At 67.8% G+C, this 13741-nt stretch carries 13 protein-coding genes; 12 read left to right on the forward strand and 1 reads right to left on the reverse strand.

The genetic code is table 11. From position 1 onward, the window contains the following. Nucleotides 1–206 precede the first annotated feature (206 nt). From ABN028_RS22670 to ABN028_RS22690, 5 genes are read left to right on the forward strand one after another with little or no spacing between them, the layout of a single operon-like run. Complete coding sequence (locus tag ABN028_RS22670; RefSeq protein ID WP_349698011.1) at nt 207–1688, forward strand: ABC transporter substrate-binding protein; 1482 nt, start codon at nt 207–209, stop codon at nt 1686–1688. Further along, nucleotides 1685–2608, forward strand: a complete 924-nt coding sequence (locus ABN028_RS22675) for a carbohydrate ABC transporter permease (RefSeq protein ID WP_349698012.1) — start codon at nt 1685–1687, stop codon at nt 2606–2608. The genes ABN028_RS22670 and ABN028_RS22675 overlap by 4 nt, the downstream gene beginning before the upstream one ends. 60 nt (nt 2609–2668) lie before the next feature. Next, nucleotides 2669–3547 (forward strand): carbohydrate ABC transporter permease, encoded by an 879-nt coding sequence (locus ABN028_RS22680; RefSeq protein ID WP_349698013.1) that lies wholly within the window; start codon nt 2669–2671, stop codon nt 3545–3547. A gap of 12 nt (nt 3548–3559) precedes the next feature. Next, nucleotides 3560–3847, forward strand: a complete 288-nt coding sequence (locus ABN028_RS22685) for a cupin domain-containing protein (RefSeq protein ID WP_349698014.1) — start codon at nt 3560–3562, stop codon at nt 3845–3847. Next, nucleotides 3844–4740, forward strand: coding sequence for an aldo/keto reductase (locus ABN028_RS22690; protein ID WP_349698015.1), 897 nt, complete (start codon nt 3844–3846; stop codon nt 4738–4740). The genes ABN028_RS22685 and ABN028_RS22690 overlap by 4 nt, the downstream gene beginning before the upstream one ends. A 97-nt stretch (nt 4741–4837) precedes the next feature. On the opposite strand, the gene ABN028_RS22695 is transcribed toward ABN028_RS22690, so the two are convergent. Further along, nucleotides 4838–5638, reverse strand: a complete 801-nt coding sequence (locus tag ABN028_RS22695; protein ID WP_349325597.1) for a sugar phosphate isomerase/epimerase family protein — start codon at nt 5636–5638, stop codon at nt 4838–4840. Between the two features lie 149 nt (nt 5639–5787). On the opposite strand from ABN028_RS22695, the gene ABN028_RS22700 reads away from it, so the two are divergent. The 7 genes from ABN028_RS22700 (at nt 5788) to ABN028_RS22730 (ending at nt 13729) form a co-directional block, all read left to right on the forward strand. Continuing rightward, entirely contained in the window at nt 5788–5928 is a 141-nt protein-coding gene (locus ABN028_RS22700; protein ID WP_349698016.1) for a hypothetical protein, read from the forward strand. A 45-nt stretch (nt 5929–5973) separates the two neighbouring features. Next, nucleotides 5974–7674 carry a glycosyl hydrolase family 28-related protein gene (locus tag ABN028_RS22705; RefSeq protein WP_349698017.1) on the forward strand — a complete coding sequence of 567 codons (1701 nt, stop codon included), beginning with the start codon at nt 5974–5976 and terminating at the stop codon, nt 7672–7674. 47 nt (nt 7675–7721) lie between these two features. Then, complete coding sequence (locus tag ABN028_RS22710) at nt 7722–9524, forward strand: apurinic/apyrimidinic endonuclease family protein (protein ID WP_349698018.1); 1803 nt, start codon at nt 7722–7724, stop codon at nt 9522–9524. After that, nucleotides 9521–11455: a glycoside hydrolase family 97 protein gene (locus ABN028_RS22715; RefSeq protein WP_349698019.1), complete on the forward strand. Its 1935-nt coding sequence runs from the start codon at nt 9521–9523 to the stop codon at nt 11453–11455. The genes ABN028_RS22710 and ABN028_RS22715 overlap by 4 nt, the downstream gene beginning before the upstream one ends. A gap of 155 nt (nt 11456–11610) precedes the next feature. Then, complete coding sequence (locus tag ABN028_RS22720) at nt 11611–11871, forward strand: hypothetical protein (RefSeq protein ID WP_349325601.1); 261 nt, start codon at nt 11611–11613, stop codon at nt 11869–11871. A 7-nt stretch (nt 11872–11878) separates the two neighbouring features. Beyond that, entirely contained in the window at nt 11879–12397 is a 519-nt protein-coding gene (locus ABN028_RS22725; RefSeq protein WP_349325602.1) for a phosphotransferase, read from the forward strand. A 126-nt stretch (nt 12398–12523) separates the two neighbouring features. Further along, on the forward strand, nt 12524–13729 hold the full coding sequence (locus ABN028_RS22730) for a methyltransferase (RefSeq protein WP_349698020.1): 1206 nt from the start codon (nt 12524–12526) through the stop codon (nt 13727–13729). Nucleotides 13730–13741 lie beyond the last annotated feature (12 nt).

Here is a 13741-nt window from a genome sequence, read left to right on the forward strand (position 1 = left end):
CGAAGTGCAGACCGAAGCGACGGCCAGTTCGACGACTCGACCGGCAATGCCTCCACCAGCCGGCCGCACTCCACCCGTACTCCACCCCAGGGCCCTCCGCAGCCCACGGCGCTGACGATGCCACGGCTGGGCAACCGCTTTCCAGCGACGCCTTCCGCCGTGATCGTGCCGGTGATCGAGGTCTTCCCGCGAAAGGCAGCCGTTCCATGGACCAGCGCACGATCGTTCAGACCCTCCAGGGGTTGGACACCACAGGCATGTCCCGCCGACGGGTGCTCAACCTCGCCGCGATGGCCGCCCTGGCCGCGCCCCTTGCGGCATGTGCCGGCGACGAGCGGACCAGGCGAACCGCCCCGACAACCGACCCCGCCGGCAGTACCGCACCCGTCGACACCGATCGCCCGGAAAACGACACCTATCCGTACGACGAAGCAAAGACGCTCTTCGAGTCGCTGGACTGGCCGACGACCAACATCCCCGATCCCCAGTCCAAGGTCACCGTCACGATGGCGATCACCTCCGACGAGAACGCGGAGGTTCGGCACGCACAGTTCGCGAAGTTCTTCCGGGAACTGCATCCGAACATCGAGATCAAGCGCGAAATCACCCCGTGGGACGACTTCCTGACGAAGTACATGACGCAGGCGGCCGGCGGGTCACTGCCCGATCTGATGTACTCCCACTACAGCTGGGGCCAGAACCTCATCAAGAACAACATCATCGCTCCGCTCGACGACTTCATCGCCGCGACACCCGACTTCAACACCGACGACTTCACGGCGACCGCGCGAAGCTATTGGGAGAAGGACGGAAAGCTGCACGGCGTACCGACCGACTCCGCCCCGAAAATGCTCTGGTACAACAAGGAGATGTTCGACAAGGCGGGTGTCGAATACCCCGACGAGTCCTGGACCTGGCAGAAGGTTCAGGAGGCGGCGATCGAGCTGACGTCAGGCAAGGGCATAAAGAAGATCTTCGGTATGGTCCAGATGCCGGTTCCCTACCCCGACCTCACCCCGATCTATCTGCTTCCTTTCGGAGCCCGTTTCCTGTCGCAGGACGAAACCGAGGTGATGATCGATTCGGATACCGCGCGCGATGCGCTCAAACCATGGGTGGATCTGCAGGTGAAGCATGCGGCCATACCCAGCATCGCGGAAATGCAAGCTCGCGAGAATGCCGATCCGTATCGCGCAAACCAGGCGGCCATGGCGATCAATGGCACCTGGATCCTGAACGACCTCCTGAACCTGCCTCCGGAAACGGAGTTCGATTGGGGTATGAGTCACATGCCCTCAGGCCCAGAAGGACGGTCTGCCCCAGGTGTCGGCAGCGCCTTCGGACTCACCACCAAGGCAGCCAATCCGGAGGCGGCATGGATCGTGCTCAACGCCTTCCTGTCGTCGGCCGGCGCCCAGTACTTCAGGTTCAGTCCGCCGGCCCGACTGTCGGCCATCGACGCCAACCTCACGGCCATGAAGGTCCCTGACCAGGTCATCACGGACACCAAAGCGGCGCTACAGGACTACGCCACCAGCGACGGCGTGCTCAAGATGCCCGCCACGCAGAAGGTCGTCGACACCGCCACGCCGATCTGGGACCGGGTGCGGACAGGAAAGCTGTCGCTCGACGATGCACTGAAGCAGATCAAGGAACGCGTCACGCCGGTCGCCAAGGAGAACGTGTGAGCACGGCTGTCTCGCCGAGACGCCTCTCGCGGCGGCGCCAGGCACCCCTGGCCCGCCGCGAGGCGCGCAGGTTCCACCTGTTCGCGCTGCCGTGGCTCATCGGGTTCATCTTCTTCACCGGTGGCCCGATCGTCGCCTCGATCGTGATCAGCTTGACGAAGTGGGAGTTGCTGTCGTCCCCCGAGTGGATCGGGCTCGACAACTACCGGCGGCTGCTCACCGACCCGGACTTCTACGTGGCACTGAAGAACACCGTGTACTTCGGTGCGGGCTCGGCCCTCGTCGGCGTCGTCTTCAACTTCGTTCTCGCGCTGATGCTCAACATGAAGGTGCGCGGACAGGCGATATTTCGCACCATCATCTACATGCCGTCGGTGCTCAGCGGAATCGCCACCGCGCTGCTCTGGATCCACGTCCTGCATCCCGACTACGGCCTCATCAACCACCTGCTGGCCTATGTCGGAATCCAGGGGCCAGGCTGGCTGGTCGACGAGGCGTGGGCAATTCCCGGCCTGGTCATCATGTCGGTCTGGACTGCCGGGAACGCGATGGTCATCTTCCTGGCCGGTCTTCAGGGCGTGCCGCCGTCGCTGTACGAGGCGGCGGAAATCGATGGCGCCGGCTGGTGGGGGCGGTTCAGGCACGTCACAGTTCCGATGATGTCCCCCGTCATCTTCTTCAACATGATCGTCGGATTCATCGGCAGCCTTCAGGCGTTCACCCTGGTGCTCTTCATGACCGGCGGGGGGCCCGCCAACGCCACCCTGGTGCTGGGCTTGTACGTCTACCGTTACGCCTTCCAGTACTTCGACATGGGCTACGCGTCGACAATCGCGTGGGCTCTGTTCCTTCTGATCATCATCTTCACCGCCGCGCAGTTCTGGCTTGCCAGGCGGTGGGTCCATTACGAGTTCAAGTAGGGCGTCACGATGGCACTGGAGACAAAGCCCACTCGGCAAACAAAGCCCACCCGGCCCCGCATGCCGGTGGCGCGGACCGAGCCTCGCTCGCTGTCGGCGGAACAGTCCGCGCAGATACAGCGCATCCAGCGCGTCGGCGCGTACATCCTTCTCGTCCTCGCGTCTGCTGCCTTCATCCTGCCGTTGCTGTGGATGTTTACCACATCACTGAAGAGTTCCACGAGCGTCCTGGAGTTTCCCCCGAGGTTCTTCCCCAACGAATATCACTGGGAGAACTATCCGAATGCCTGGACGGCGATGCCGTTCACCAGGTTCCTCCTGAACAGCATCCTGGTCACCGTACTTTCCGTTCTGGGAAATCTGATCTCCTGCATTCTGCCGGCGTACGCCTTCGCCAGACTGCGGTCACGCGTGCGCGGGGTGATGTTCGCGGCCATGCTCGCGACGATGATGATTCCCGCCCAGGTCACCCTGGTCCCGAGGTTCCTTCTGTTCTCCCAGGCCGGGCTGGTGGACACCTACTGGCCCCTGGTGCTGCCCAACTTCTTCGGGACCGCGCTGCTCATCTTCCTGCTCCGGCAGTTCTTCACCACGATCCCTCAGGAGCTGGTGGACTCCGCCCGGATCGACGGTGCCGGAGAGCTGCGGATCCTGTGGCGGATCATGATTCCGTTGTCCAAACCGGCGATCGCCACCGTGACGTTGATGTCGTTCATCGCGACGTGGGGCGAGTATCTCGATCCGCTGATCTACCTACGCAGCACGGAGAAGTTCACCATTCCGCTCGGCATCGCGCTCTTCAGGGGCGAACACGATGACCAGTACCACCTCATGATGGCGGTCTCCATGATGGCGCTGGCACCGATCATCGTCGTCTTCCTCGGAGCCCAGAAGTACTTCATCCGCGGCATCACACTGACCGGCATCTCAGGACGATAACCGGAGGAACCCATGCATAAAATCACCCTGGCACAGTACCGCCCGCTGCCCGGCTACCGAGTCACCTCAGGTGGCGTCGCCGTCCTGAAGCCCGGCGAGGTCAGCCATCCCGGGCGGCGGCATACGCACCCGGATCCGGAAATCTTTCTCATCCTCGAAGGCCACGGCCGGATCCACATCGACGCGAGGCCCGTCGACATCGCCACCGGTGACGTACTCATTGTCGAACCCGGCGAGGACCACCACCTGGAGGCCGCTGACACCGTGGTGACCAGCTGGCTGCACCTGGAGCGGGCATGACTGTGCCACCCGTGAACCTGCCACAACTCGGTCTCGGCGGCGGCCCGCTCGGTAACTACCTCGTGCCGATCACGGACGACCAGGCGTACGCCGTGGTGGACGCTGCGTGGGAGGCGGGGATCCGCTACTTCGACACCGCACCGTTCTACGGGAACGGGCTGTCCGAGCGGCGGATGGGTATGGCGCTGCGGGCCCGCCCGCGCGACTCGTTCGTCCTGTCGACCAAGGTCGGTAGGCTCGTACGCCCGGGCCCCGGCGAGCCCGGCATCTTCGACGTTCCGCCTACTCATCACTGCGAGTGGGACTTCAGCCGCGACGGCGTGCTCCGTAGCGTCGACGAGAGCGTTGAACGGCTCGGAATCGACCGCGTGGACGTGGTGCTCCTCCACGACCCCGACCGGCACTGGCCGCAAGCCCTCGACGAAGCCCTTCCCACCCTGGCCGAGCTGCGCGCCCAAGGCGTTGTCAGGGCCGTCGGGGTCGGGATGAACCAGGCCGAGATGCTCGACCGCTTCGTGAAGTACGCCGATCCGGACCTGGTGCTGGCCGCCAACACGTGCACGCTGTTACGGCGTACGGCGTTGGCCGAGCTTCTGCCACGATGCGAGAGCCAGGGCGTGGCGGTCGTCGCGGCCAGCGTCTTTGACCGGGGGCTGCTGGCCACCGATCCAGGCGCCGACGCTCCCGGGGAGATCCAGCGCATCGGCCGGGTCTGCGCCCGCCATGGCGTACCTCTCGCGGCGGCCGCGATGAGGTTTCCCCTGCGCCAGCCGGCGGTCCGAAGCATACTCGTCGGTGCCCACCTTCCCGGTCAGATCCGCGCCAACATGAACGCGTTCGCGCGCGATATTCCCGACGAGTTCTGGGCCGACCTCGAACGCGTGCTGCCCTGAGTACCGAGAGAGCGCCCTGGGTCGCGAGGCGCTCAGCCGTCGGGTCCAGCAAGGTTGACCAGCCGGGCACGCGGCGGGCCGTCGCCCTCGTTTCGCCTCAGTACCGCAGGGCCCGCAGGTTCGCGTAGCTGGCCCTCGCCGAGGTGATGCCGTCTGGCTTCGGACTGTCGTTCTCGACGAAGTAGTACTCCACACCGGCCAGCTCGCTGTGGGCGAAGATCCGCGCGAAGTCGATCGTGCCCGTCCCCACGTCGGCGATGGAGCCGTCGGGCGCGCGGTCTTTCACGTGGAGCAGCGGGAACCGGCCGGGGTACTCCGTGAAGAGATCCACCGGGTCGACGCCGCCGACGACTGACCAGTACAGGTCGAGCTCCAGATCGACGAGGTCCGGGTCGGTCTCGCGCACGAGGATGTCGTACAAGCGTCCGCCGTTCTCGGCCTCGAACTCGAAGGCGTGGTTGTGGTACGCGAGCGTGACGCCGTCGGCATGGGTGCGGGCACCGGCGTCGTTGAGGACGCCGGCCACGCGCGAGTACTCCGCGGCGTCCCACGATCGGGAGCCGGAGATCCGCACGTAGCGGGCGCCGAGCGCCTTCGCGGTGGCGAGGACGCCGTCGAGGTCGTCCTCGATCTCACCGAGCCCGAGACCGACCGACGGTGCCTTCATGCCGGCGGCGTCGATCAGCGCACCCAGCTCCGCCCCGGTATAGCCGTAGAGCCCGCTCGACGGCTCGATGTTCACGTATCCGCACGACGCCAGTGCCGCGAGCGTCGCCTCGGTGTCCGGTGCCGGCATGGCGGCACGCACCGTGTAGCCGACGACACCGATCCGCTCGTTCGGTACAGCCCGGTCACCCGGCGCCGACCGCGTGCCGCTCCCGGATTCCGCGGCGTTCATGATCCTCACCCGCTCCCTCGAATGTCGGTCCCCGCGAGCCTACCGACGCACTCGCGCGCCCAGCCGAGGGTGAGCGGTAGCGGACAAGTTTCTTGACGGCCGAAAATAACGAACCTACGGTCGCCTGAGTCGCCTCGTCCACGCCGTCCATGAACGCGCTCGCGTTCCCGATCCGGCACGTGCACGTCCGCGACAGCCAGGACACGAGGGGCGCCAACGAGTCGAACACCCTCGGCTTCGTCGACCACCTCCAGTTCACCCGCGTCACCGTCCACGGGGACCAAGCCTGACGCCGTCGGTCGAGCGCCAGACAAGAGCAGCGAAAGGAACGCCTCATGGGCAACCGTGGTCCCCGTCGTCGTGACCTCCTGCGGATGGCAGGTGGCGGTCTCGTGGGTGCGGCCACCCTGGGCGGTTCCGCCCGCGGGGCGGTCGCCCAGCCGGCACCGCCGTACCTGGCACCTGCGCCCCACCCGGCACCGGCTCAACTCTGGCAGGAGTACCTCGCCGCACCCGACACCCATCCCCAGGTCCCGAACGTGTCGTACGCCGGCTACCGCCGCGGCGAGCGGGACATCCCGCGGCTGCCCGAACGGGTCAACGCAAAGACGTTCGGCGCGACGGGCGACGGCAACACCGACGACACCGTGGCGATCAACGCGGCCATCGACGCGACCGCGGCGGCCGGCGGCGGTGCGGTGGTGCTGCCGCCCGGCACCTACAAGACGTCCGGGCTGATCCGGATGCACCACTCCGGTGTGGTCCTGCGCGGACTCGGTACGAGCAGGACCGTGATCTTCTGCGACAAGTCCCTGGAAGAGGGGTACGCGTTCAACCGCAGGGAAGGCGATCTGAGCCAGTGGTCGTGGAGCGGCGGCCTGGTCTGGTTCGTACCGAAGCGCCTGCTCGAGTCGATGAGGGACGCCGAGTTCCTCGGCAACGAGGGCTGGATGGACAACGAGACGCTCACCCCGGTCGTCGCCGACGCTTCCCGAGGTGCGCGCACGCTCGCCGTCGAGGACGCCGGAGACATCCGCGCCGGGGACCATGTCCTCCTCGCCGTCCGCAACGTCCCGGACTCCAGCCTCCTGGCCCATCTGGCCGGAGACGTCGACGGCACCGCGGCCTACGACTGGAACTCTCGGGCCACCCGGCTGCGCCCGGAAATCAGTACGTGGGCTGGCGCACCCAACTTCGTCGACTACCGCTGGCCGGTCGAGGTGACCCACGTGTCAGGGGACCAGGTGACGCTGGCCCAGCCGCTGAAGTTCGACCTCCGTACTGTGTGGGAGCCGCGCCTGCAGACGCTCGGCCCGGTGGTGCGGGAGTCCGGGATCGAGGACCTCACCCTCCGGATGCGGCTCACCCAGCAGCAACCGCACAACCGCGACTTCGGCTTCAACGGCCCCGCCTTCTCGGCGGCCCTGAACTGCTGGGCGCGCAACGTCCACGTGGAGAACGCGGACAACGGCTTCGGCCTGCACTCGTGCAAGGGCGTCACCCTACGGGACGTGTCGGTCGGCGGCCGGCAGCGCCACCACTCCTACATCTGCCGGGTGCAGGCCCACGACAACCTCGTCACCCGGTTCCGGATCGACCGGGCCACCGTGCCGCTGCCGTCGGGCTCGACGCATCACGGCATCAACGTCGAGGGACTCGCGTCCGGGAACGTCTGGTCGGACGGCGTGATGGAGAACGGCACCTTCGACTCCCACCGGGCACTGCCATTCGAGAACGTGCGTACCGACATCACCGTGACCAACGACGCCTTCGTCGGTGGCGCTGGCGACGCGGGTCCGCGGTTCGGCGCGCGGTTCGCACACTGGAACGTCCGGGTCACCAACGGCCGTACGTACGCGGTCGCGATCCACGACATGGCACCACGGGCCGCCGTCGTCGGCATCGCCGGCGCCACCACCTTCGCCAGTGGGCTCCCCCGCGACTTCACCGGCGATCTGGGGTCGGTGTCGGAGGCGCTCGGCTCGGGAGCCGTCCCCGCGGATCTGCACGCTGCCCAACTCCGCGCGCGGTTGTGAGGCGGGCACTCGCCGCGGCGGCGTTGCCGGTGTGCATCGTCGTGGCGATGACACTGGGCGGAACCGGCGCGGCGGCCGTCCCCGCGGTCGAGGACACGCCGTCGACCGGGGCACGGCCGCCGGGAGAGCAGGTCCGCGGGTGGAACGTCCTCACCGACAGCGTGCCGGACGGCCTTCGCGCCATCGGCGCCGCGGCCGGTTACGACATCAACCACCTGCAGATCAGCCACGACGTCATCCACGACCTCCGGCACGTCAGGGACTCTCGCCGGCTAGGTATCGCGGAGACCTACACCGCCGCGGCCCGCGAGGCCGGCATCGCCGAGGTCGCCTTCTGGGACCACTCGCTGTACTCCCTGAGTTACTACCCCGACGAGTTCAAGACCGGCCCCGGCGGCACTCTCGACCTCGACGACCCGGCGTTCTGGGAATGGTTCAGGGCCGACTACCGCGAGATGCTCGACGTCGCCCCCGACATCGACGCGCTCATCCTCACCTTCGTCGAGACCGGCGCCCGGGTCGAGAACCAGCACTCCGACGTTCTCGTCACCGCTGAGCAGAAGCTCGCCTACCTGGTCGACCAGGTGGCCGACGTCGTGGTGGAGGAGCGTGGAATGAACCTCTACGTCCGCGACTTCGGCTACTACCCCGAGGAGATCCAGCGGATCCTGGGCGCGATCGAACTGATCGACAACCCTCGCGTCCGGGTCATGACGAAGGAGACGCCGCACGACTTCTTCCTCACCCACCCGGTGAACGCCTTCACCGCCGGGCTCGACCGCGGCGTGCTGGTCGAGTTCGACGCCACGGGTGAGTTCCACGGCCAGGGCATCATCGCCAACACGTTCCCCGAGGTGGGGATGCAGCGTTGGCGGGCGTTCGAGCGGCAGTCCAATGTCGTCGGGTACGTAGCCCGGACCGACCGCTACGACACCTCCGGGATCGTCGACACACCGACCGAGATCAACCTCTACGGGCTGAAGCGCGCTGTCGAAGACCCTGCGGCGACCGCCGACGATGTCTACCGGGAGTTCGTCACCCGGCGGTACGGGTCCAAGGCGGCACCGATCGTGGAGAAGGCGTTCCACAACGCCCGGAACATCATCACGTCCTCGATGTACACGCTGGGAACCAACATCGCCAACCATTCCGAACTCGACTACGACCCCTACTGCTCCAGCTACTACCGCCACGTGTCCGGGAAGTGGCTCGACCCGCCGGTCGTGGACGTTCGGCACACTGTCAACCGCAGCTTGCACTACTGGACGGGTGTGGTCGACCACCTCGGTCCGGTCAGCTGCAAGAGCGACTCCGGCGTCGCCCGCGAGGTGCCGTGGGTGCTCGAGAACGGCTGGCTCGACCAGGAACACGACCGGATGGACGCGACGTATCTCGGATACGTCGTGAAGGAGAAGGACCACGGCGTGCGGCTGGCCGAGGAGTCGCTGGGGCTCGTCGACTCGGCGCGGAGCGTCCTCGCGCCCGACCGTTACGCGGAGCTTCGAGGCTACTTCGAGCGAACGGTGCTGACCGCGAAGATCCATCGGGCGGTCGCCACGGCGTACTTCGGCTACCGGCTCTACGCACGCGGCGTACCGCCGGACGACGAGGAGGAGTTGGCCCGCACGATCTGGACCGGGTTGGACGAGGCGCACGCGGTGGCCGAGCAGATCCGCGCCTACCCCGGCCCGGTGTCGGAGGGGCAGTGGACCTGGAGGGTCGACGCCGACCAGGCCGACCTCTACATCGACCGGATCGCGAACGGCTGGGACAAGTACGGCGGCATCGCCGTGCCCCGGCCGGCATCGACAAGCTCATACGGGGTCGGACCTGAAGGAGGACTTCGATGAACGCTGCAGACGGTGCCGCGGCCGGTCGGTCGCGGTGGTGCCGGATGGCGGTGGCGCTCGCCGGCCTCGCGGTCGGCGCCCTGGTGATGGGCATGGTGGCGCCACCCGTCGCGGCCGCCGAGCGCTGGACGGTACGGGCGCCCGATCCGGGTGGTCCCGTCGCGGACCTGACCTACGACGCGGTCACTGGGACCGTGGCGCTCTCGGTGTCCCGGGGCGGGACGACAGTGCTGGAGCCTTCCACGGTCGGCATCGTGACCGAGCAGGCGAACCTGGCCGCCGGGTTGCGATTCACCGGACGGTCCGACCGCGTGGTCCTGGAACGCTATGCCACGACGGTGGGCAAGCGGATCCAGCGCCAGACTCCGATGACGGAGGCGAGGTTCGGCTTCGAAGGTGAGGGCGGCGCCAAGCTGTCGCTGGTCGTACGCGTGTCTGCCGACGGGGTCGCTTACCGGTACGTCCTGCCGGCCGACTACGGCGCGGTGACCGGTGAGGCGTCTGCGTTCACGGTGCCCGCGGATGCGTCGGCGTGGCTGGCCCGGCACCGGCGCGACTACGAGAACCCGTTCCTCGAGTACACCGCGGCGTCCGCGCCCTTGGCGGACTTCCAGGTTCCGGCACTGTTCGAGGTCGACGGCACGTATCTGCTGCTCACCGAGTCAGCCTTGGACGGGTCGTACTCCGGTCCGAGGTTGCTGCACGAGGCGGCAACTGGCACGTACCGCCTCGACGTGTCGTTCTGGGATCCGCAGATCGCGGTGGACGGGCCGCTGGCCACGCCGTGGCGGGTGATGGTGGTCGGCGACCTCGCGACCGTGACCGAGTCGACGATGGTCGACGACGTGGCACCGGCGTCACGGCTGGCCGACACGTCCTGGATCCGGCCGGGGAACGCGATGTGGACGTGGCTGGCCGGCGGCCGGTCCGCCCAGCAGAGCCTCGAACGCCAGCAGGGATTCGTCGACTACGCCGCCGCGCGCGGCTGGCCGTACGTCGTGGTCGACGCGGGCTGGTACGACGACCTGGAGACCGGCGAGCGGGCCTGGACCGACCGGGTTCCGGAGTTCACCTGGATGCCGGACCTCGTCGACTACGCCAATGCGCGCGGTGTCGACATCATGACGTGGCTGCGGTTCTCCGACTTCGACACCGCCCCCGAACGCGCCGAGCGGTTCGCGCTGCTGGAGCAGTGGGGCGTCAAGGGTGTCAAGCTCGACTTCATGGACTCGGAGTCGCAGGAACGGCTGCGGTGGTACGACGACGCCCTGGCCGACATGGCCGAGCACCACCTGCTGGTGAACTTCCACGGTTCCACGGTCCCCAAGGGCTGGCACCGCACCTGGCCGCACCTCATGACGATGGAGGGTGTCCACGGCGCGGAGAAGTCGAGCAACCTCACGACGAGCCACCTCACCGCCCTGCCTTTCACGCGGAACCAGATCGGCTCGATGGACTACACGCCGATGGCGTTCCAGCGCGAGAGTCGGCCGACCTCCGACGCGCACGAACTGGGACTGTCGGTGGTGTTCGAGTCGGGCGTCCAGAACCTCGCTGGCAGCCCCGAGGCGTACGACGCGCGGCCGGAGGCGCGGCGGTTCCTCGAACAGGTGCCGACCGTGTGGGACGAGACCAGGCTGCTCGCCGGCCGGCCCGGTGATCACGTGGTGATGGCTCGGCGCAGCGGTGAACGGTGGTTCGTCGGTGCGGGGACATCGGGAGCCGCGCGGACCCTTGAGGTGGCGTTGGACCTCCCCGACGGGCTCTGGCTGGTCGAGGTCGTCAACGACGGCGCCGCCGGGCTGGTCCGCGACCCGGAGGTGCTGAACGCGGGCGAGATGCTGTCGGTCGATGTCGTGGCCGAAGGCGGGTTCGCCGGTCTCGCCTGCCGGTGGACACCGCAGCGCACCACGTGCGACTCCACGGGCTGAGCGACGGCCCTCCGCCACTCCCAAGCCTCGATACGCGCGGTCGCGGGCCAACATGGCCACGAGGAGCTCACCCTGAAGCTGGGATCGGAACTGGAGGGAGCCAGGATGAGCAGCGTGGGGACGTAGACGTCGACCGCGGCCGGGAGGTTGCCGACGTGCTGGCCGGTGTTTACGGCCTCAGCGTGCGGCGACTGCGCCCGGGCCCGGACGGCACCCACACCCGCAACTACCTCGCCGACGCCCACGACGGGAGCGTGTGGTTCGTCAAGACCTACCCCGGGGCCGACCGGGCGGAGCTCGATCGCCAGCGCGCGGCCGTGGCGCTGGCGGCGTTCGCCGCCACCGGCAACGTGCCCGTACCCGCTGTATTGCCCGCCGAGAACGGTGAGCTGCTGCACCACGCGGCCCCACGCTGACGGCTTCATGGGCTGGGCAAGGCAGGCGATCGAGGAGCGGCTGACCTGGTGGCCGACCTTGGCGCGACTGCTCGACGGCGTGCCGCCGCTGACGGTCCAGGTGGTGCACGGGGACCTGGCCTCGCCGAACCTGTTGCTGGACGGGGATCGGGTGGCGGGCATCATCGACTTCAGCCCTCCGAGCCCGCGGCCGGCGGTGTGGGAGCTGGCGCGCATCGGCTGCGACCCGCGCACCGTGCTCGCCTGCGAGGACTGGCCGTACGGCGTTGCCCGGCTGGTCGCCGCGTACCAACACGCCTACCCCGCGGTCCCCGCCGCCGAGTTGGTGGCGTGCGTCCGGGTCGGGCTCGTCTACTCCGCCACCTCGTCCTATCCGCTCGCCGAACCGCTGGTGAACCCGACCGCCGTCACCCCCTCGCTGCAGACCTACGCCCGCGCCCGCCACCGCGCCGCGGAGTTGATGCTCGAACGACTTGCGGAGGCCGAAGCCGTGCTGCGCATGGGGACTGGAGAGATGCCGAGGTAGCCGGTTGTCAGGGCCAGGCGTGTTGTGACACGCTCGGCTCGTTGTTGAAGAGTCGTCTCGTGGCGTTCCGCCGTCGAGATGGCAGTTGCTCGCAGCTGCCCACTTCCCGATCGAGGGGTGGGTGGGATGCTGCGCTCTTTTTCTCAGCCGGCAGTTGGCCGTGCGCACCGCCGTCGTCTTGGCGAGCTGCAGGCGGCGCTCGAGGCCCATCAGGCGTACTGGCACCCCTCGCCGTTCCACGTGCGCCGCCCGGACTGGTGTGCGGCCCGACCTGAGTTGGCCGACGCGGTGCTCGGCATCGACAGCCTCACGGTCGAAACGCTGTCCCACGACCCCGACGCCTGCCGCGACTGGCTCACACCCTGGCTTCCGGTCGTTGACACACTCGGCCGGCTGGTGAACCTCCCGCCTCTGCCTGTCCGTGATCTGCCGGCCATGCCCCCTCGCCTCGACCGACGTATCCGCGGCCGCAAACGCGACCAGATCGAGGCCTTCGCCGCGCACGCACCGCCTGCACAAGGGCCCCTGCTCGAGTGGTGCGCCGGGAAGGGGCACCTGGGGCGGCGGCTCGCAATCGCCGACCGAGTACCCGTGCAATCGCTGGAGATCGACCCAAAGCTGTGCGCCGACGCCACCCAGCTCGCCGAGCGCGCCGGCATCGACCAGACAGTGCTCTGCGCCGACGCCCTGGACGACGACTCCCATGCATTTGTGAAAGGCCGTACGGTACTCGCCCTGCATGCCTGCGGCGAACTGCACCGCGCTCTCGTACGCGGTGCGGCACGCGCTGGCGCCAACGGCTACGTCATTGCCCCGTGCTGCTACCACCGCGGGATTGCTGACGCCTATCGTCCGCTCGCCCGCGACGCCTCGCTGCCTCTTGACGCCGACCTCATCCGGCTGGCCGTGACTGAAACCGTGACGGCTCCGCGTCACGACCGCCGGCGCCTTGCCCGTGACCAGGCCTGGAAGTTGGGGTTCATCGCCTTGCGCAACGAGCTCGAAGGAGAGGCGGCTCGCACCTTCCGCCCAGTGCCTTCGCGCTGGGTGTCAGGCGACTTCACCGACTTTTGCCGCACACTGGCACAGCGCGAGGGTGTAGACCTGCCGGCCGCAGTTCAGTGGGCGCATTGGCTCGCCGTCGGTGAGCAGCGCCGTGCCGAGATCCGCCGCCTCGAGCTTGTCCGCCACGCGTTTCGCCGCGCATTGGAGTTGTGGCTCGTCATGGATCTCGTCGTTGGACTCGAAGAGGCCGGTTTCGACGTGCAGGTCGGCGACTTCTGCGATCGCTCGATCACCCCACGCAACCTGCTCGTGCTTGCGCAACGCTAGGTCACTGCCCGT

The organism is Actinopolymorpha sp. B17G11, from assembly GCF_040196095.1.
In the GTDB taxonomy this organism is placed as follows: domain Bacteria; phylum Actinomycetota; class Actinomycetes; order Propionibacteriales; family Actinopolymorphaceae; genus Thermasporomyces.

Coding starts and splice junctions, on each gene's coding strand:
- ABN028_RS22670 (WP_349698011.1), top strand. CDS start 207: ATGGACCAGCGCACGATCGTTCAGACCCTCCAGGGGTTGGACACCACA.
- ABN028_RS22680 (WP_349698013.1), top strand. CDS start 2,669: ATGCCGGTGGCGCGGACCGAGCCTCGCTCGCTGTCGGCGGAACAGTCC.
- ABN028_RS22685 (WP_349698014.1), top strand. CDS start 3,560: ATGCATAAAATCACCCTGGCACAGTACCGCCCGCTGCCCGGCTACCGA.
- ABN028_RS22690 (WP_349698015.1), top strand. CDS start 3,844: ATGACTGTGCCACCCGTGAACCTGCCACAACTCGGTCTCGGCGGCGGC.
- ABN028_RS22695 (WP_349325597.1), bottom strand. CDS start 5,638: ATGAACGCCGCGGAATCCGGGAGCGGCACGCGGTCGGCGCCGGGTGAC.
- ABN028_RS22700 (WP_349698016.1), top strand. CDS start 5,788: ATGAACGCGCTCGCGTTCCCGATCCGGCACGTGCACGTCCGCGACAGC.
- ABN028_RS22705 (WP_349698017.1), top strand. CDS start 5,974: ATGGGCAACCGTGGTCCCCGTCGTCGTGACCTCCTGCGGATGGCAGGT.
- ABN028_RS22710 (WP_349698018.1), top strand. CDS start 7,722: ATGACACTGGGCGGAACCGGCGCGGCGGCCGTCCCCGCGGTCGAGGAC.
- ABN028_RS22715 (WP_349698019.1), top strand. CDS start 9,521: ATGAACGCTGCAGACGGTGCCGCGGCCGGTCGGTCGCGGTGGTGCCGG.
- ABN028_RS22725 (WP_349325602.1), top strand. CDS start 11,879: ATGGGCTGGGCAAGGCAGGCGATCGAGGAGCGGCTGACCTGGTGGCCG.
- ABN028_RS22730 (WP_349698020.1), top strand. CDS start 12,524: ATGCTGCGCTCTTTTTCTCAGCCGGCAGTTGGCCGTGCGCACCGCCGT.